Origin of the sequence: Salinispora vitiensis, from assembly GCF_000378825.1 — a bacterium.
Classification (GTDB): Bacteria; Actinomycetota; Actinomycetes; order Mycobacteriales; family Micromonosporaceae; genus Micromonospora; species Micromonospora vitiensis.
Genome location: NZ_KB900388.1, coordinates 3,905,448 through 3,922,771 on the forward strand (window position 1 = coordinate 3,905,448; position 17,324 = coordinate 3,922,771).

Below are 17,324 nucleotides of genomic sequence, written 5' to 3' on the forward strand. Positions count from 1 at the left end.
CGCCTCCGGGGTCTTCGGCATATGCTTGCCGGCATGGCCATCGCCGCGCCGTTCGCTTTTGAGGTTCGCTACGTTATAGAGCTGATCCTGCTCGTCTTCGCGCTCATCGTGCAGGGAGTCGCCCTGGTCCACGTCATCACCCAGCGGTCCGACGCGTTCGCTGCGGTCGGCACCATGCCGAAGGGTGCCTGGGTGGCGATCCTCGCCGTCTGCCTGGTGTTCACCCTGCTCACCTCCGGCCGGCTCAGCATCTTTGGCCTGGTCGGCATCGCCGCTGGGTTGATCTATCTGCTCGACGTCCGGACGGGTCTGCGCGATCTCCGGGGTGGCCGGGGGAACTCCTGGTGAGAGGCTTCCGGTGGCCGCCCCCACCGGATGGTGGCCCCCGCACCTGGGGTCCCGGGCCGAGTGCTCCCCGCACCGGTCGACCGGCACTGCCGGAGCCGGAGACCGAGCTGGTCGCCACTCCGCACGGCGTTGACCTGGAGCAGTTGGCCACCGGGGCAGGCGATCCGGTCACCGTCTTCGCGCACGGTCTGGGCAGCGGCATCGCCACCACCCGTCCCTTCGGCAGTGGCGTCACCGGCCGCAGACTCTTCTTCCAGTTCCGTGGGCATGGTCGCTCCGCCGCCCCGACCGGGCCGTGGACGTACCACGACCTCGCGCGCGACCTGCGGTCGATCGCCGACCAGGGCCTCGCGACCCGGGCGTTCGGCGCGAGCCTGGGCGCGGGTGCGCTCTGCCGGCTACTCGCCGACAACCCGACGCGGTTCGACCGGCTGGTCTTCTACCTCCCGGCGGTGCTGGACCGGCCGCGGGGCGATGCCGCCCGCCGCCGGCTGACGGCACTGCTCGACGCGGTCGGCAGCGGTGATGTCGGTCAGCTCGCGGAGGTGGTCCAGCTGGAGCTTCCACCGGCCGTCCGGAACACGCCGGCCGGTTGGGCGTACCTCCGGCAGCGCCTCGATCAGCTTTTGCGGGACGGTCTCGGCTCGGGACTGGTCGGCCTACCCGAGTCGGTGCCGGTTCGCGACGCCACGGAACTCGCCGAGGTCGCGGCGCCGGCTCTGGTGATCGGGTGCGTCGGCGACGAGCTGCATCCGGTCGAGGTCGCCGAGCGGCTCGCTGCCGCGTTACCCCAGGCCACCCTGCACGTGTACGACCGGCCTGGGGTCCTCTGGGCCAAGCGCGCCGACCTTCGGGAGCGCATCTCCTCCTTCTTCAACGAGTAGCCCGGGGCGCCTCGGCGACCTGCGTTGCGCTGGTCTTGCCGTGGGAGGAGTCTCGGGTGTGGGTGGTTGCCTCGGATACTCTCTCCTGTCCCGCACTGGAATCATTTGACCGAACCTCACGTTGAGCCCACAATGATCCCGCATCGTCGCTGATCGTGACCTCGTTACCCGGGATCGGAGACCATGACCGAATCGTCCAAGTCCGGCGATACCCCTGCCGACGAGCCCGGCGTCCGGCTGCCAGAGTGGCCACCGCTGGCGAGTTACGACGAGCCCACCGAAGTGCCAGGACGAGCACCCTGGAGACTGGGCGACCCACCGCATTCCGACGGCCTACCCCAGCAGCCGCACGGCGGGCCTCAGCCGCACGGCGGGCCTCAGCCGGACGGCGGGTCCCAGCCGCACGGCGGGTCTCAGCCGGAGGACGCCGAGCGCGGAACGGACAGCTCCGGTCACCAGGCCCTCCACCCGGACAAGGGGCCGGCGGATACTCGCCGTTCGATCCCGGCACGTATGCGGAGTCAGGGCATCATCGTGGCGAGCTTCTTGGGGGTCATCCTGACCGCGGTCGCCTTGAACGCGCTCCAACGCTCGCCGGCGGACCCATCGTCTCCCCCCGCCACCGAGCAGGTCGCCGACGCCGAAGCCGGGCCGACAGCCGTGCCGTCGGAGTCTTCGCCGGCCCAGTCCCTGCCCCCAACACCGACCTCGACCTCGACACCGACCTCGACACCGATATCGACCTCGACCCCCATCGCGATGGATGCGACCGTGCCTCCGACACCGCCCAAGAACACGACGCAGAGCTCCACGCCACCGACAGCACCCATCCCAGGTGAGCCGCCGACGCTTCCGGACCCAACGTCAGCCTGCACAGCGAAATACACGATTATCGAGTCGTGGCCGGGCGGCTTCAAGGGCGAAGTGAAGATCAAAAACAATTCCTCCACCTCCTGGTCCGGGTGGAGAGTCGAGTGGACCTGGCCCAGCGGTCAGAAAATCACCGAGGTGTGGGACGGCTCGCACAGTGGTTCGGGGGCCTCGGTGACGGTGACCAACATGTCGTACAACGGCACGCTGGCTCCGAACGGCACGACCACGTTCGGCTTCCTCGCCGACATCACCGGCACGAACCAGACGCCGACCGTGACCTGCGCCAACCGCTGACGCGACCTAGGCTCGGCGACCATGAACGCATCCCCCGCTCTCGCCGCGCCCCGGACCGGGGCGGCCGGCCGCTTCTTCGCCGGTGTCGGCCTCTACCTGCGCGGCATCGGCCTCTACCTCCGCAGCCCTGGCCTGATGCTGCTCGGCGTCCTACCGGCACTGATCTCCGGAGCGTTCTTCGTCGCCGCGTTCGGCACGCTCGGCTATTTCGTGGACGAGCTGGCCGCGCTGATCACGCCGTTCGCCGACGACTGGTCCGGCGCCGGGCGGGGTCTGACGCGGGTAGTCGCCGGCTTGGCGCTGCTCGGGCTGGGTGGCCTGCTCACGGTGGTCGCGTTCACCGCCGTCACGTTGGTCATCGGGGACCCGTTCTACGAGAAGATCTCCGAACGGGTCGAGGATGGCCTCGGTGGTACACCCAACGCGGTGGACGTGCCGTTCTGGTCGTCGCTGTGGCACAGCCTCGTCGACTCGCTGCGGCTGGTGGGGTTGGCGGTGCTGGTCGGCGTACCCCTCTTTGTCGCCGGCTTCATCCCGGTGGTCGGTCAGACCGTGGTGCCGGCGCTCGGTGCGACCATCGGCGGCTGGCTCCTCGCGGTGGAGCTGGCAGGTGCCCCCTTCTACCGGCGTGGGCTGCGGTTGTCCGACCGGCGGGCCGCCCTCCGGGCCGACCGGCCGACCACGCTCGGCTTCGGGGTGGCGGTGTTCGTCAGCTTCCTGATCCCACTCGGCGCCGTGCTGCTCATGCCGGCGGCCGTCGCGGGCGCCGCCCTGCTGGCCCGCCGGGTGCTCGGCCAGCCCACCACTGTGGGGCCGACCGGGACCACCCAGGACGGCGCGTAAAGGCGCTGTCGCTCAGCTCATCTCCCGGAGGCAACTCCACTGGGCCGCGACCGGCCGGTAGCCGAGCCGTTCGTTGATCGCGAGCATCGGTTTGTTCGTCTCGTCATTGCCGGTGTACGCGACCGTCACCCCGCCGGCCGCGGCCCGACGTAGGGCACCCAGCTTCGCCGCCGTCGCGAGCCCTCGACCCCGGTACTCCGGGCGGGAAGCGGTGTAGTCCGACCACATCCGTGAACCGTCCCGCTTGACCAGACTGATCGCCGCCAGGACGCCGTTGACCTCGGCGCCGGTGCTGGCCTCCCGGTCCAGGCCGACGTTGTCCCAGGTATCGGCCCGCCAGTGCTCGTAGGTGAGAGCGTCGGCGGGGACGTCTTCCGGCTCGTCTGCGCTGGCGTCGCGCTCCACCTCGTACACGTGGTGGGGGTCAACCTCGGACAGCGGCACCAGCCGGGCGCCCGGGGGGACGGTCAGGGGCGGTAGGGCCGTCAGTTCGAGCGCGGAGAAACGTTCCTCGCGGCTGGGTAGGAAGCCGCGCCGCCGCGCGTACGGCAACGACTCGGGTAGCACCCGCCCGCGCAGCAGCGGGAGCCGGAGCGGGGCGAGGTGGTCCAGGGCGGCGGTCAGCAGCCCGCTGCCGATGCCGTGTCCCCGGTGGTCCGGGTGGACATGCAGGAGCGAGATCTCGCCGACGCTTCGGGAGGAGCTGGCGTTGCGGAAGGTCGAAACCCAACCGACGATCTCGTCGTCCGCCTCGGCGACGAAGGCGGCCCAGTGCTGGCCCGGGGGTGGTTGGGAGAGCATCTGACGGGTCGACGCCACACCACGAACCAGATGTGGAAGGACTCGGGTGCGGAGCGCCACCACGGCGGGCGCGTCGGCGGGCTGCGCGGCACGGATCTCCATGCGGCGTGACGGTAGTGCAGTCCCGACGGTTGCTCGAGCTGTTTTCGTTGGCGGGCTCAACCAGAGTCGCGGAGGATCAGCTCGGTGGGGAGCACCAGCGCCGGTTCGATCGACTCACCGGCCGCGAGGCGCAGCAGCTGGCGGGTCATTCGCCGGCCGATTTCCTGGATCGGCTGGCGGACGGTGCTCAGGGGCGGGTCGGTGTACGCGGCGGTCTCGATGTCGTCGAAGCCGATCACCGCGACATCGTCGGGCACCCGTCGCCCCGTCGCGCGTAGCGTCCGCAGGGCGGCGTGTGCCATCAGGTCGGAGGCGGCGAAGATCGCGTCCAGGTCGGGGTGCGCGGCGAGGAGCTGCCAGGTCGCGGCCACCCCCGACTCGCGGGTGAAGTCGCCGTACGCCACCCACTCCGGCAGCCCGGCCGGGGTGATCGCGGCCCGGTAGCCGGTCAGCCGCTCGATCCCGCCCACCATGTCCTGTGGACCGGCGATGGTGGCGATGCGCCGCCGGCCGCTGTCGATCAGGTGTTGGACGGCCCGGTGCACCCCGCCGATGTGGTCCACGTCGACGTAGGGGACCGGGGTGCCGCCGAGCGGCCGGCCGCTGCACACCACCGGAATGCCGAGCCGGGCCAGCCGGCCGGGGAGCGGGTCGGCGCCGTGCAGCGAGGCGAACAGCACCCCGTCCACGTGCCGGCCGGTGGTGTACCGCTCCACCCGCTCGTGCCCGGCCGGCGAACCGGCCAGCATCAGCACCAACTGTTTGTCAGCCGCCTCCAGCTCCTGGGCGGCGCCGCGGATGATGCCGGGGAAGTACTGGTCGTCGGAGAAGACCCGGGCGGCCGCCTCCGGCATGACCAGCGCCACCGAGTCCGTTCGTTGGGTGACCAGGCTGCGCGCGGCCAGGTTCGGCACGTACCCCAGCTCGCTGACGGCTCGACGGACGGCCGCGCGGATCGGCTCGCCCACTGTGGTGGAGCCGTTCACCACCCGGGAGACGGTGGCTCGGGAGACACCGGCGCGGCGCGCCACCGCCTCGAGCGTCGGCCGTTGCGCCGTCGTCATCGTCCTCCCCGCTCAGAGTCCGTTCCCCGGATCGCCCTCCGGCTCAGAGTCCGTTCCGGGAGATCACCTGCTGGTACCAGCGGGCACTCGCCTTCGGGGTACGTCGCTGGGTCCGGTAGTCGACGTGGACGATCCCGAACCGTTTCCGATAGCCCTCGGCCCACTCGAAGTTGTCCAGCAACGACCATACGAGATAGCCGCGTAGGTCCACCCCACGGGCGATGGCCTCGTGCGCGGCGCGGAGGTGCCCGTCGAGGTAGGCGATCCGGTCGGTGTCGAACACCCCGCTGTCCCCCTCCGTCGCCGGCCGCCCCGGGCCGCCCGAAGCCGTGGCCTGGTCCGGGAAGGCCGCCCCGTTCTCGGTGATCATCAGCGGTACGCCCGGGTAGTCGGTGGCGAGGCGTTCCAGCAGCCGGGTGAGCCCGGCCGGCTCGATCATCCAACCCATGTCGGTCAGCGGTCCGGCGGGCGGCAGGAACTCCACCGCCCCGTCGGTGCCGGGGAACGCCCCGCCGCCGCCGGCGCCCTCGGGTTTACCAGCGACGTAGAGGGGCGCGTAGTAGTTGACGCCGAGCAGGTCGATCGGGGTGGCGATCACTTTCTCGTCGCCGTCCCGGAGGAACGTCGGCGGCACGATTTGGGCGACGTGTTCCAGCACATCCTCCGGGTACGCGGCCCGGAACAGCGGATCCAGGAAGATCCGATTGTGGAGCCCATCGACCAGGCGTACCGCGGCGGCGTCGGCGGCGCTGTCCGGGTCGGCGGGGCGGACGTCGGCCGGGTTGAGCGTGATCCCGACGGTCGCCGCCCCGGCCGCGTGCAGTGCCCGGGCCGCCAGGCCGTGCCCGAGCAGCAGGTGGTGCACGGCGGTGAAGGCGGCGCCCGGGTCCGCGATGCCCGGGGCGTGCACCCCGTTGCCGTAGCCCAGGTAGGCCGAGCACCACGGCTCGTTGAGGGTGGTCCAGGAGTGCACCCGGTCACCGAGCCGACCGTGGACGGCGGCGGCGTACCCGGCGAAGTGCTCCGCGGTCGCCCGGGCTGCCCAGCCGCCCCCGTCCTGCAGGGTCTGCGGCAGGTCCCAGTGGTAGAGCGTGACCATCGGGTCGATCCCCCGGGCCAGCAGGGCATCCACTAGGCGGTCGTAGAAGTCCAGCCCGCGCGGGTTGACCGGGCCGGTGCCGTCTGGCTGGACCCGGGGCCAGGACACCGAGAACCGGTACGTCTGGATCCCCAGCCCGGCCATCAGCTCCACGTCGTCGGCGTACCGGTGGTAGTGGTCGCAGGCGACATCACCGGTGTGGCCCTGGTAGACCTTGCCCGGCGTACGGCTGAAGGTGTCCCAGATTGACGGCCCCCGGCCGTCTTCGTGGGCCGCACCCTCGATCTGGTACGCCGCAGTGGCCGTGCCCCAGCGGAAGTTCGCCGGAAAGTGAAGCGCGCTCATAGGACAGCTCCCTCCGTTCGCGCAGCGTCTCCCGGGGCGTCACCGAATGTCAAGAGAGCGCTCTCCCCGGCCTCAACCGGTCCGGAGGCCCGCCAGGAGCGCGCGCTCGCCCGTCACCGCCAAAGTGTCGAAACTGACCCGGCCCCAAAGCGCGAGCAACAGGTCGCTGGCGGTGCCGACGACCTGGACCCGGGCGTGGTGATCATGATCATCGAAGATCGTGGCGGTATCCAGCAGGGCGACCCCTTCGCCGCGCAACCGCAGGAACCACTCCTGTCCGGCGTCGGAGGCCGACAGGTGTACGACCCCGTGCCACTGCCCATGATCCGGACGCCGTCCGGCCGGCAGGCAGGTGTCGAGCACCTCGCTCACCCCGTCGGCGGCGAGCTTCGTCTCGATCGGGTCACCCGCACCGATGGCGAGCTGGGCATCCCAGCGGTGCAGCGCCGTCTCGTGCGCGATCCGGCGAGGCCAGAAGCCGGCCTTCTTCGGCTGCGGTGCCCAGTTCCACGCCGGCGCCTCCGGGTCCAGCGCGTCGAAACGCACCAGCAGCTCGTCGTACGCCTGCTGCCACAGCTGGAGGTCCGTCTCGCCCGGATTCGGCTCCACCGGCTCGGAGCGGAGGTCCGGCGGGGTGACCGAATTGGCGGAAACGGTCCCGCACACCCAGCGGTAGACACCTGCCAGGTGCCGGGTCAGGTCGGTCACCGTCCAGCTGGGACAGGAGAGCACCGGAGCATCGGTGGGCGCTTCGGCGATCGCCGCGGCGAAGGCCGGCCCTTCCGCCCGCAGCGCCCCGATCCAGAAGTCCTTCGTGCCATGCGTTCTGTTCATCGCCATCCTCCCGGGGGTGACCGGGCCACCAGTGGGTGCCGCGGCTACCCCTCAGCTTAGGGTGATGGGCGTGGCAGAGGTTCTCCAGTCGACATCCGGCGCCCAACGCGACGCAGAGTGTCAACTGTCGCGATACACGACACTGCGCCTCGGCGGCTGGGCGACCCGCGTGGTCACCGCCACCAACGCGGATGAGCTCGTCCGCGGGGTGCGGGAGGCCGGGGAGCGCGGCGAGCAGATCCTGGTCCTCGCCGGGGGCAGCAACGTGGTGATCGGCGACGCGGGCTTCCCGGGGACAGTGGTGTTGGTCCGGTCCCGGGGGCTGCAAGTCGTGGAGTCCGACCCGGACAGCGTCACCGTGCGGGTCGAGGCCGGCGAGCCCTGGGACGACCTGGTCGCCCACACCGTGGCCAACGGGTGGTCCGGCCTGGAGTGCCTGTCCGGGATACCCGGCTCCACCGGCGCCACGCCGATCCAGAACGTCGGCGCGTACGGGCAGGATGTCGCCGAGACCATCACCGGGGTGCAGGTGTACGACCGGGAGGCCGGCACCACCGGTCGGATCGAGGCCCGCGACTGCGGGTTCAGCTACCGGTCCAGCATCTTCAAGTACAGCGACCGGTGGGTGGTGCTGTCGGTCGACTTCCGTCTCGCCCGGTCGCCGCTGTCCGGCCCGGTTCGCTACGCCGAGCTCGCTCGGGCGCTCGACGTGGCGGTCGGTGACCAGGTGCCACTGGCGAAGGCCCGCGCCGCCGTGCTGCGGCTGCGCGGGGGCAAGGGCATGGTGCTCGACCCGAACGATCCGGACACCTGGTCGGTGGGCTCGTTCTTCACCAATCCGGTACTGGACCAGGCCGACTACGAGCGGCTGCGGGACCGGGCCGGCGAGCTCGGTGAGCCACCGTCCTGGCCCGGTGCCGACGGCACGGTGAAGGTCAGTGCCGCCTGGTTGATCGACAAGGCCGGCTTCGGCAAGGGCCATCCGGGCCCGGAAGGCGTCGTCACCATCTCCACCAAGCACACGCTGGCGTTGACCCACCGCTCCGGCACCGCCCGGACCGAGGACCTGGTGCGTCTGGCCCGCGAGATTCGCCATGGGGTGCAGGCCCGCTTCGACGTGACCCTGCACCCTGAACCAGTCCTGATCAACTGCGCCCTCTGACCCGACCGGGCAGCGGGCCGGCGGGGGAGTGCCGCCGCCCAGCGACGGCCCGCCCGGCGCCATCCCCGCCCAGTCGTCGGGTCAGCGGGGCGCCACCGCCGCCCAGTCGACGGTGACCAAGCCCTGGCGCCAGCAGCGGGGTTGGTACGCCAGCGGCCAGCCCCCGTCCCGAACGGCGGTCACCGTACGCAGCCAGCGGTGGCGGGGACCGAAGGGGGCGTAGGGAGCGGCTGCCCGCCAAGCGTTCTCCAGGGCCTGGAGCAGGGCATGGATCGGTTCCCCCGCGACGTTGCGGTGGATCAGCGCTTTGGGAAGCCGTTCGGCGAGCCGGGCCGGGCTCTCCAGGGTGGCCAGTCGGGCACCCAGGGTCAGGGTGCGGGGGCCGCCCTCGTCGAGGAGCACCCATCCGCCGAGCCGCCCCAACTCGTCGCAGGTCCCCTCGACCAGCAGTCCGCCCGGGGCGAGCGCGCCGGTCATGGTCGCCCAGGCGTCCGCCACCGCACCCTCGTCGTACTGGCGTAACACGTTGAAGGCGCGGACCAGGGCGGGGCGGAGACCGGCCAGCTCGAAGCCGCCCCGGGCGAAGGTGAGCCGGGGTGGGTCGGCGACCGGTTGGGCGGCGGCGACGCGGACCGGGTCGATCTCCAGCCCGACCACGCGTACGTCGGGGCGGACCGCGTGGGCCAATCGGGAGCGCAGCTCAACGGCGGTCACCCCGGTGGCGCCGTAGCCCAGGTCCACCACGAGCGGATCCGTTGCCGTACGGAGCACGTCCCCGCAGGTGGTGGCGATCCAGTTGTCCACCCGGCGTAGCCGGTTGGGGTTCGTCGTCCCGCGGGTTACGACGCCGAGCGGGCGTCCTGCCGGCACCGCCACCACCCGGCTCAGCCGGCCCGGTGGACCTTGTGCTGCGCGGCCTGCGCCAACGGCCGGACCACCAGCCGGTCCACGTTCACGTGCTGCGGGCGGGTCGCGCACCAGGCGACACAGTCGGCCACGTCGTCGGCGACCAGCGGCTCGGACACCCCGGCGTAGACGGCGTCCGCCCGGTCGGCGTCCCCGCCGAAACGGACCAGCGAGAACTCTTCGGTCCGTACCATCCCGGGATCGATCTCGACGACCCGAACCGGCCGGCCGCACAGCTCCAGCCGCAGGGTGCCCGCGACCGCGGTCTGCGCGTGCTTGGCGGCGGCGTAGCCGCCCCCACCCTCGTACACGGTGAAGCCGGCGGTTGACGACACGACGACGATCGTGCCGGCTCCGGAGGAGACCAGCGCCGGCAGGAGCGCCTGGGTGACCCGCAGCGTGCCCAGGACGTTCACGTCGTACATCCACTGCCAGTCACCGACCGCGCCGGTCTCCACCGGATCCAGGCCGCGTGCTCCCCCGGCGTTGTTGACCAGCAGGGTGACCGGACCGGGGGCGGCCGCCGCTGCGGCGGCGAGGCGGGCCACCGACTCGTCCGAGGTCACATCGCAGCCGACCGCGGTGGCTGAGCCCCCGTCGGCTTCGACCTTCCGGACCAGGTCGGCGAGGCGGTCGGTACGCCGGGCGGCGGCCAGCACGTGGAACCCCTCGGCGGCGAGTCGGCGGACGGTGGCCGCCCCGATCCCGCTGGATGCTCCGGTGACGACGGCGACGGAATTCATCCGCCCATTCTGACCCCGAGCCTGAGCGCGGGGGCGATGAGGTCCGTCACGCCCGGGGATGGCCGGGAGGAATTACCGAACCCCGATCGGGAAGATGACACTCGGCGTGGAGGTTGACCGAGAAGCGCCGGTCGTGCGGGACGGCAACCGTGACAGAAGGAGCGGACGTGGCGGAACAGCACACCGGTGTCGGTCGTCAGCGAGGTGCCCGTCCGTGGCCCCGGCCCCGCCGGATCGCGACCCTCTCCGTGCACACGTCGCCGCTGCACCAGCCCGGCACGGGTGACGCGGGCGGGATGAACGTCTACATCCTGGAAGTCGCCCGGCGGTTGGCCGAGGCCAACGTGGAGGTCGAGATCTTCACCCGGGCGACCGCCGCCGACCTGCCGCCGGTGGTCGAGATGGTGCCGGGCGTGCACGTCCGGCACATCACCGCCGGACCGTTGGGTGGGCTGACCAAGGAGGAGCTGCCCGGCCAGCTCTGCGCGTTCACCGCGGGGGTGCTGCGGGCCGAGGCCGCCCGGGACGCGGGGCACTACGACCTCATCCACTCGCACTACTGGCTCTCCGGGCAGGTCGGCTGGCTGGCCAAGGACCGTTGGGGGGTTCCGCTGGTGCACACCGCGCACACCCTTGCCAAGGTCAAGAACGCGCAGCTCGCCGCCGGGGACCGGCCGGAACCCAAGGCCCGGGTGATCGGTGAGGAGCAGGTGGTGTGCGAGGCCGATCGGCTGGTCGCCAACACCAAGACCGAGGCCGGTGACCTGATCGAGCGGTACGACGCCGACCCGACCCGGGTCGAGGTGGTCGAGCCCGGGGTGGATCTGGACCGGTTCTGCCCCCCAACCGGCGATCGGGTCCGGGCGCAGGTCCTCGCCCGGCGTCGGCTGGGTCTGCCCGAGCGTGGGTACGTGGTGGCATTTGTCGGCCGGATCCAGCCGCTCAAGGCACCCGACGTGCTGATCCGCGCGGCGGCGGCGTTGCGCCAGCGGGACCCGGCGCTGGCCGACGACATGACGGTGGTGGTCTGCGGTGGCCCCAGCGGCAGCGGGCTTGAGCGGCCGACCCGCCTGATCGAACTGGCCGTCGAGTTGGGGATCGCCGATCGGGTTCGGTTTCTGCCGCCGCAGACCGGCGACGACCTGCCTGCCCTGTACCGGGCGGCCGACCTGGTGGCGGTCCCGTCCTACAACGAGAGCTTCGGGCTGGTCGCGTTGGAGGCGCAGGCCTGTGGCACGCCGGTGGTGGCGGCCGCCGTCGGCGGTTTGATCACCGCGGTACGCGACGACGTCAGCGGGGTCCTGGTGGAGGGCCATGACCCGGTCGCGTGGGCCCGTTCCCTGGGTCGCCTACTGCCGGACGCTGGGCGGCGCGCGACCCTGGCCCACGGCGCGCAACGCCACGCCCGCAGCTTCTCCTGGGATCGGACGGTGCGCGACCTGCTGGAGGTCTACGGCGGGGCCGTCGCTGAGTACCAAACCCGATCGTCGGACTTCGCCACCTGTTCCCGGTGAGAACCAGCAACGGCCGTCAGCGACGGAGGCCGGACCGGCGTGGGCCGCGGCGGGGCGGGAGCGGTCGTAGAGTGGGGCGGTGAACGGGAGAAGCGAGCTCGGGGCGTTGATCGAGTCGGTCTGCGCGGAGCGGGACCTGGCCTGGGAGGCCACCGGCCCGAACTCGTACGCGGTGACCCTGCCGGGCACCCACAAGCTGCGGACGATCTGCAACCTGATCATCGGCGAGTACGCGCTGCGGGTCGAGGCGTTCGTGATGCGCCAGCCCGACGAGCGCCGCGAGGAGCTGTGGGCGTGGTTGCTGCAGCGCAACGCCCGGATGTACGGGGTGTCGTTCTCCATCGACGCGGTCGGTGACGTCTACCTGACCGGCCGGGTGAATTCGGCGGGCGTGGACGCCGATGAGTTGGATCGGCTCTTCGGGTCGGTGCTCACGTACGCCGACGAGTCCTTCGACACGATGCTGGAGATCGGCTTCGGCAGTTCGATCCGACGGGAGTGGGAGTGGCGGGTCAGGCGGGGCGAGTCGACCGCCAACCTCGCGGCCTTCGCCCACCTGGTCGAGCCGGCTGACGGCGGGTCCGAGCCGGCTGACGGGACGTCCGCTGCCGCGAACCCGACCGCGGCCGGGACGTCCGCTGCCGCGAACCCGACCGCTGCCCGCGGGGATTCGACGCTGTCCTGACGGGTACGCGCCCGGTGTGCGGTGCGGTGCGGTATTGGGACCGGCCGCGCGCCGAGGACGGACTGGCGGAGGAGCGTTCCATGGCTCAGCGAAGCAGCGCAGGCCGCGGTGGTACGGCGACCCGGACCGGACGCCGGCCAGGAAACCAGACCCCGAACACGCCGGAGGTGTCCGAAGCCGCGATCTCCCGGATGCGGGTGGACGAGATTCGGGGGCAGTTGCGCCGGCACGGCGTTTCCGGCACCTCCGCGCTACGTAAGCCGGAGCTGGTGCGGACGCTGGTGAAGACCTTGCGGGCGGAGCGCCGATCGGGCGGGACGAAGGGGCCGGGCCGTGGGGCGACGTCCGGCGGGCGGTCGACGTCCGGTGGGCGATCCACGTCGGGCGGAAGGTCGGCGGGGGGCGCCGCGGTGCGTACCGGGCCCCGTACCTCGCGGTCGGTGCGGTCCTCGCAGGTCATCGCCACCCTGACCGACCGCCCGGAGCGTCCGGGCCGGAGCCTGGTCACCACCAACCACGATGTGATCCGGCGGTGGGCGCGGGAGCGCAACGCGAAGCCGGCGACGATCCGGGGCACTGAGCGGGATGGCCGGGCCGGGGTGCTGACGTTCAACATGCCGGGGTATCGGGAGAGTTCGCGGGTGCGCGAAATCACATGGAAGGAGTGGTTCCGGACCTTTGACCTGCGGAAGCTGAACTTGATCTATCAGGAGCGGCTGCGGGACGGCAGAATGAGCAACTTTTTCCGTACCGAATCACCCGATCGGGAGGACGGATGAGCTGTTTGCCGGAGTTGCCGGCGGGTAGACCGCTGGTGGCCGGAGGGCGGGCCGGACCGCGGGTAGCCGGTTTGTGACCGGTGAGACAGCCGGTCGATTTGTATCCGCATTCCGGGCGAACTAACTTTATTGCACCGTGCGACGCTCGGTTCCGTTCGGGGGAGCGGAGGATCAATCAGATCCGAGCATCGAGTGTGGCGCGGGGACGGGTGGAACAACACCGTTGGGGGACGGTGTCCACCTGTTGACCGGCGGCGTGAGCGGGCGCCGCTTACGGGGGTGAGTGTCGCCCGCCGCCGCCGGTCGTACGTAGCGAAACGCCCATCGTGAGGAGCTCGCGATGGGCGTTCGCGTATTCCGGTGGCCGTGGCTTCCGGCTGGGAGAGCTCACCCCACCTCGGTCGTCTGCCGCTGCCCGGCCGGCGTTGGCGGCGGTTGGTCGACTGCCCGCAGCGCGGCGGCCCGGCGCTCCCGGGCCGGCCCGGAGATCAGGTGTGCCGCCGCCACCAGTCCGCCGAGCAGGGCGCAGCCCAGCCAGAGCGTGGCGTTGCCGGCCCCCTCCCGGACGAGCCCGCCGAGTACCGGTGCCGCGGCGCCGGCGATCTGCCAGGAGAGCGAGAAGACCCCCTGGTAGCGGCCGCGTAGCTCACTCGGGGAGAGCTCGGCGATCAGGGTGGCGTTGGACGGCGAGTTGAGCATCTCGCCGACGGTCCAGATCAGGACGGTCAGCCCGTAGAACCAGGCGGTCTCGGCGAACGCGGTCAGCCCGAATCCGGCCCCGAGTACCACCGCCGACAGTGCCAACACGTGGGACCGGCTACGGCCCTTGATCAACCGTGGTACGAAGAGCTGGCCCACCACGATCAGCACCCCGTTGAGTGCGATCACCGAGCCGTAGGTGGCGGGGCTCAGTCCCGAGTCGGCCATCGCGATCGGCAGCATCGAGATGTGCTGGAGCATGACTATCGCGGCGAAGAGGTTCAACGCCACGAACCCGAGGTAGATCCGGTCGGTCAGGATGACGCGCAGCGCCCCGGCCGGGGCCTTCGGCCCGCCGGTGGCGACCAGCGGTTGGCGGGTCTCGCCCACCTTGAGAAAGATGACCAGCGTCATGATCAGGGTGGTGACCGCGTCAACCACGAAGAGCAGCAGGTAGCCGGCCCCGGTCGCGAACCCCGCGAGGATCGCGGCGCAGGCGAAGCCGAGATTGAGTGCCCAGTAGTTCAGGCTGAAGGCACGCAGCCGGTCCTTCGCCGGCACCACGTCGATCATCATGGCGCCGAAGGCGGGCCGGGCGGCCTCGGCGAAGAGCCCGAGCAGGAGGGCGCCGAGTGCGATGGCCCAGATGCCCCGGGCGAAGCCGAGGGCGAGCATCATGCTCGCCGCGCCGAGGTGTGCGGTGAGCAGGGTGGGCCGGCGGCCCCACCGGTCTGCGAGCATGCCACCGACGGTGGTGCCCACCGCGCCGCCGACCCCCCACAGCCCCAGGACCAGGCCGGCCTGGGCGGCGGAGAAGCCCCGCTCCTGGGTGAGGTAGATGGCGAGGAAGATCAGGATGAACGAGCCGAGCCGGTTGATCAGGGTGCCGGTCCAGAGGTACCAGAAGGAGCGGGGGAGGCCACCGGCCGTCTCGATTAACCAACCTCGCATCGTTCGCACCCAACGCCCCGCTTCCGTAATGATCAGTGTCCGCGCAACGCCTTACAAACTAGTGCTGGGGCGGAGCCGAGCGGGGGGACGGGGTGGCCCGCCGCGGCCCTCCGCCATCCGGTTTTCCGGTGCTGGTCAGCACCCCTTCCCGCGCAACGGGTAGGCCGGTGGGGGAGGATGGCCGACATGACTGCAAGTGAAGGGCCCACCATCGGGACGCTGGTTCTGCTGCGACACGGCGAGAGCGACTGGAACGCCAAGAACCTCTTCACCGGCTGGGTCGACGTGGACCTGACCGCCAAGGGAGAGGCCGAGGCGCGTCGTGGCGGCGAGCTGCTGCGGGAGCACAACCTGTCGCCGGACGTGGTGCACACCAGCCTGTTGCGCCGGGCGATCCGCACCGCGGAGCTGGCGCTGAACACCGCGGACCGGCACTGGATTGCGGTGCGTCGGTCGTGGCGGCTCAACGAGCGCCACTACGGCGCGCTCCAGGGCAAGAACAAGAAGCAGACCCTCGAGGAGTACGGCGAGGAGCAGTTCATGCGCTGGCGCCGCTCCTACGACACGCCGCCCCCGCCGATCGCGGACGGGGACGAGTGGTCGCAGGTCGGTGACCCGCGCTACCGGCTGTTGCCGACCGAGCTGATGCCGCGGACGGAGTGCCTGAAGGACGTCGTCGAGCGGATGCTGCCGTACTGGTACGACTCGATCGTGCCGGACATCCTGGCCGGCCGGACCGTGTTGGTGGCGGCGCACGGCAACTCGCTGCGCGCGTTGGTCAAGCATCTGGACCAGGTCAGCGACGAGGCCATCGCGAAGCTGAACATCCCGACCGGGATCCCGCTGCGGTACGACCTCGACCCGCAGCTGCGTCCGATGACGCTCGGCGGCACCTACCTGGACCCGTCGGCGGCGCAGGAGGCTGCTGCGGCGGTGGCGAACCAGGGTCGCTGACGCGGCCCGAGTGAGCCAGCGGCACCGGGGCCCGGAGGGAACGCCCTGGTGAACGGGGCCGGACGGAGCGGTGAATACCCGCGGAAGCGAGGATGTTTCGTCCTGGTCTGTTCGGGTGCTGGATTAACCAGGACCTAGGATCGCCCGGTGGAGTGGGTAGTGGTGGTCGTGGCGGTGGCTGCGGGACTGGTGGTCGGTGCGCTGCTGACCCGGCTCGTCCTGGCGCGCCGAGGTGGATCGACCGGGTTCGGGAGTCACCAATCCGGCTCTCCTCGACCCGGTGGGAGGCCCGTGATCACCGACGGCTCACCGTCCGGCCTCGGTCGTCGGGCGATCGACTCCCTCCGGGTCGGTGTCGTGGTGCTCGCCGACGACGACGGGCCCGTCCTGGTCAATCCGGCAGCCCGGGCGATGGGCCTGCTCCGTGCTGGTGGCGCGCCGGGCGCGGTCGTCGCCCATCCGTTGATCCGGACCCTCGCGGGGCAGGTGCGGCGGACCGGCGTACGGCGAGAGATCCAGCTGGACCTGCCCCGGGGGAACGACGGCGTCGCCGCGGAGAACCCGCTCGGCGTGCACCTGCGGGCGGTCGGCCTCGGCGGCGGCCACGTCGCCGTGGAAGCCGTTGACGTGACCGAGTCGCACCGGCTGGCCCGGGTCCGGCGAGACTTCGTGGCCAATGTGAGTCACGAGCTCAAGACCCCGATCGGGGCGCTCCAACTCCTCGCCGAGGCGTTGCTGGACGCGACCGAGCCGGTCGACGAGGAGGGGCCGGACCTCTCCGAGGATCTGGTCGCCACTCGCCGGTTCGCCGAGCGGATCCGGCACGAGTCGACCCGGCTGGGACGGTTGGTGCAGGAGTTGCTGGAGCTGACCCGGCTCCAGGGCGCAGACCCGCAGCCCGCGCCGGAACCGGTCGCCGTGGACTGGGTGGTCGGTGAGGTGGTGGATCGAACCCGGACCGCTGCCAGCGCCCGCCGGATCGACGTGGTGGTGGACGGCGAGCGGGGACTGACGGCGTACGGCAGTGACACTCAGCTGGCCACCGCCGTGTCGAACCTGGTCGAGAACGCCATCAACTACTCGGGTGAGGACACCGCTGTCCGGATCACCGCCCGGTGCGACGACGAACACGTCACGATCTCCGTCACCGACCAGGGCATCGGGATCGGCCCCAGCGACGTGGACCGGATCTTCGAGCGCTTCTACCGGGCCGACCAGGCCCGATCCCGGGCGACCGGTGGCACCGGTCTCGGGCTCGCCATCGTCAAGCACATCGCCAGTAACCACGGCGGGCGGGTGGAGGTCGCGAGCACTCCCGACGAGGGCTCGACGTTCACCCTCCGGCTCCCCGCCCGCCCCCCGGACGATCTTTTGGTGATACCGCCCTCGGCTGAGATCGAGGCCGAACCGGCCGGGTCCCAGCAGCCGTGACAGTTGAAAGGAA

At 71.3% G+C, this 17,324-nt stretch carries 18 protein-coding genes; 10 read left to right on the top strand and 8 right to left on the bottom strand.

Annotated features, from left to right (window positions below; translation table 11 throughout):
- Positions 1-21: 21 nt before the first annotated feature.
- Positions 22-348: a DUF2516 family protein gene (locus tag SALPAC2_RS0118470; RefSeq protein ID WP_018218121.1), complete on the top strand. Its 327-nt coding sequence runs from the start codon at positions 22-24 to the stop codon at positions 346-348.
- Complete coding sequence (locus tag SALPAC2_RS0118475; protein ID WP_018218122.1) at positions 345-1,232, top strand: alpha/beta fold hydrolase; 888 nt, start codon at positions 345-347, stop codon at positions 1,230-1,232. The genes SALPAC2_RS0118470 and SALPAC2_RS0118475 overlap by 4 nt, the downstream gene beginning before the upstream one ends.
- A 521-nt stretch (positions 1,233-1,753) precedes the next feature.
- On the opposite strand, the gene SALPAC2_RS27050 is transcribed toward SALPAC2_RS0118475, so the two are convergent.
- Positions 1,754-2,167, bottom strand: a complete 414-nt coding sequence (locus SALPAC2_RS27050) for a hypothetical protein (RefSeq protein WP_263404657.1) — start codon at positions 2,165-2,167, stop codon at positions 1,754-1,756.
- On the opposite strand from SALPAC2_RS27050, the gene SALPAC2_RS28230 reads away from it, so the two are divergent.
- Both SALPAC2_RS28230 and SALPAC2_RS0118495 read left to right on the top strand, forming a co-directional pair.
- Positions 2,157-2,399, top strand: a complete 243-nt coding sequence (locus SALPAC2_RS28230) for a cellulose-binding domain-containing protein (RefSeq protein ID WP_263404656.1) — start codon at positions 2,157-2,159, stop codon at positions 2,397-2,399. The two genes, SALPAC2_RS27050 and SALPAC2_RS28230, sit on opposite strands and share 11 nt — an antisense overlap.
- A gap of 21 nt (positions 2,400-2,420) precedes the next feature.
- Positions 2,421-3,242 carry an EI24 domain-containing protein gene (locus SALPAC2_RS0118495; protein WP_018218125.1) on the top strand — a complete coding sequence of 274 codons (822 nt, stop codon included), beginning with the start codon at positions 2,421-2,423 and terminating at the stop codon, positions 3,240-3,242.
- Positions 3,243-3,254: 12 nt separating this feature from the next.
- Here SALPAC2_RS0118495 and SALPAC2_RS0118500 read toward each other — a convergent pair whose 3' ends face one another.
- The 4 genes from SALPAC2_RS0118500 to SALPAC2_RS0118515 all read right to left on the bottom strand — a co-directional run bounded on the left by SALPAC2_RS0118500 (position 3,255) and on the right by SALPAC2_RS0118515 (position 7,487).
- Positions 3,255-4,145, bottom strand: a complete 891-nt coding sequence (locus tag SALPAC2_RS0118500) for a GNAT family N-acetyltransferase (RefSeq protein ID WP_018218126.1) — start codon at positions 4,143-4,145, stop codon at positions 3,255-3,257.
- Positions 4,146-4,201: 56 nt separating this feature from the next.
- The gene (locus tag SALPAC2_RS0118505) at positions 4,202-5,209 is read right to left on the bottom strand and encodes a LacI family DNA-binding transcriptional regulator (RefSeq protein WP_018218127.1); all 1,008 of its coding nucleotides are present in this window, start codon (positions 5,207-5,209) and stop codon (positions 4,202-4,204) included.
- Positions 5,210-5,252: 43 nt separating this feature from the next.
- Complete coding sequence (locus tag SALPAC2_RS0118510) at positions 5,253-6,653, bottom strand: GH1 family beta-glucosidase (protein WP_018218128.1); 1,401 nt, start codon at positions 6,651-6,653, stop codon at positions 5,253-5,255.
- Positions 6,654-6,725: 72 nt separating this feature from the next.
- Complete coding sequence (locus tag SALPAC2_RS0118515; RefSeq protein WP_026184876.1) at positions 6,726-7,487, bottom strand: maleylpyruvate isomerase family mycothiol-dependent enzyme; 762 nt, start codon at positions 7,485-7,487, stop codon at positions 6,726-6,728.
- 64 nt (positions 7,488-7,551) lie between these two features.
- On the opposite strand from SALPAC2_RS0118515, the gene SALPAC2_RS0118520 reads away from it, so the two are divergent.
- Complete coding sequence (locus tag SALPAC2_RS0118520; protein ID WP_026184877.1) at positions 7,552-8,649, top strand: UDP-N-acetylmuramate dehydrogenase; 1,098 nt, start codon at positions 7,552-7,554, stop codon at positions 8,647-8,649.
- 81 nt (positions 8,650-8,730) lie between these two features.
- Here SALPAC2_RS0118520 and SALPAC2_RS0118525 read toward each other — a convergent pair whose 3' ends face one another.
- Positions 8,731-9,528, bottom strand: coding sequence for a methyltransferase domain-containing protein (locus SALPAC2_RS0118525; protein ID WP_018218131.1), 798 nt, complete (start codon positions 9,526-9,528; stop codon positions 8,731-8,733).
- Between the two features lie 5 nt (positions 9,529-9,533).
- Positions 9,534-10,298 (bottom strand): SDR family NAD(P)-dependent oxidoreductase, encoded by a 765-nt coding sequence (locus SALPAC2_RS0118530; protein WP_018218132.1) that lies wholly within the window; start codon positions 10,296-10,298, stop codon positions 9,534-9,536.
- A gap of 167 nt (positions 10,299-10,465) precedes the next feature.
- Between SALPAC2_RS0118530 and mshA the strand changes: the two genes are divergently transcribed.
- The 3 genes from mshA (at position 10,466) to SALPAC2_RS0118545 (ending at position 13,276) form a co-directional block, all read left to right on the top strand.
- Positions 10,466-11,812: a D-inositol-3-phosphate glycosyltransferase gene (mshA, locus tag SALPAC2_RS0118535; protein ID WP_018218133.1), complete on the top strand. Its 1,347-nt coding sequence runs from the start codon at positions 10,466-10,468 to the stop codon at positions 11,810-11,812.
- Positions 11,813-11,891: 79 nt separating this feature from the next.
- On the top strand, positions 11,892-12,497 hold the full coding sequence (locus SALPAC2_RS0118540) for a type III secretion system chaperone family protein (protein ID WP_018218134.1): 606 nt from the start codon (positions 11,892-11,894) through the stop codon (positions 12,495-12,497).
- Positions 12,498-12,577: 80 nt separating this feature from the next.
- On the top strand, positions 12,578-13,276 hold the full coding sequence (locus SALPAC2_RS0118545) for a hypothetical protein (protein ID WP_026184879.1): 699 nt from the start codon (positions 12,578-12,580) through the stop codon (positions 13,274-13,276).
- Positions 13,277-13,663: 387 nt separating this feature from the next.
- Here SALPAC2_RS0118545 and SALPAC2_RS0118550 read toward each other — a convergent pair whose 3' ends face one another.
- Positions 13,664-14,926, bottom strand: a complete 1,263-nt coding sequence (locus SALPAC2_RS0118550) for an MDR family MFS transporter (RefSeq protein WP_018218136.1) — start codon at positions 14,924-14,926, stop codon at positions 13,664-13,666.
- Positions 14,927-15,112: 186 nt separating this feature from the next.
- Between SALPAC2_RS0118550 and SALPAC2_RS0118555 the strand changes: the two genes are divergently transcribed.
- The gene (locus tag SALPAC2_RS0118555) at positions 15,113-15,880 is read left to right on the top strand and encodes a phosphoglyceromutase (protein ID WP_026184880.1); all 768 of its coding nucleotides are present in this window, start codon (positions 15,113-15,115) and stop codon (positions 15,878-15,880) included.
- A gap of 147 nt (positions 15,881-16,027) precedes the next feature.
- The gene (locus tag SALPAC2_RS0118560) at positions 16,028-17,311 is read left to right on the top strand and encodes a sensor histidine kinase (RefSeq protein WP_026184881.1); all 1,284 of its coding nucleotides are present in this window, start codon (positions 16,028-16,030) and stop codon (positions 17,309-17,311) included.
- Positions 17,312-17,324: the final 13 nt, after the last annotated feature.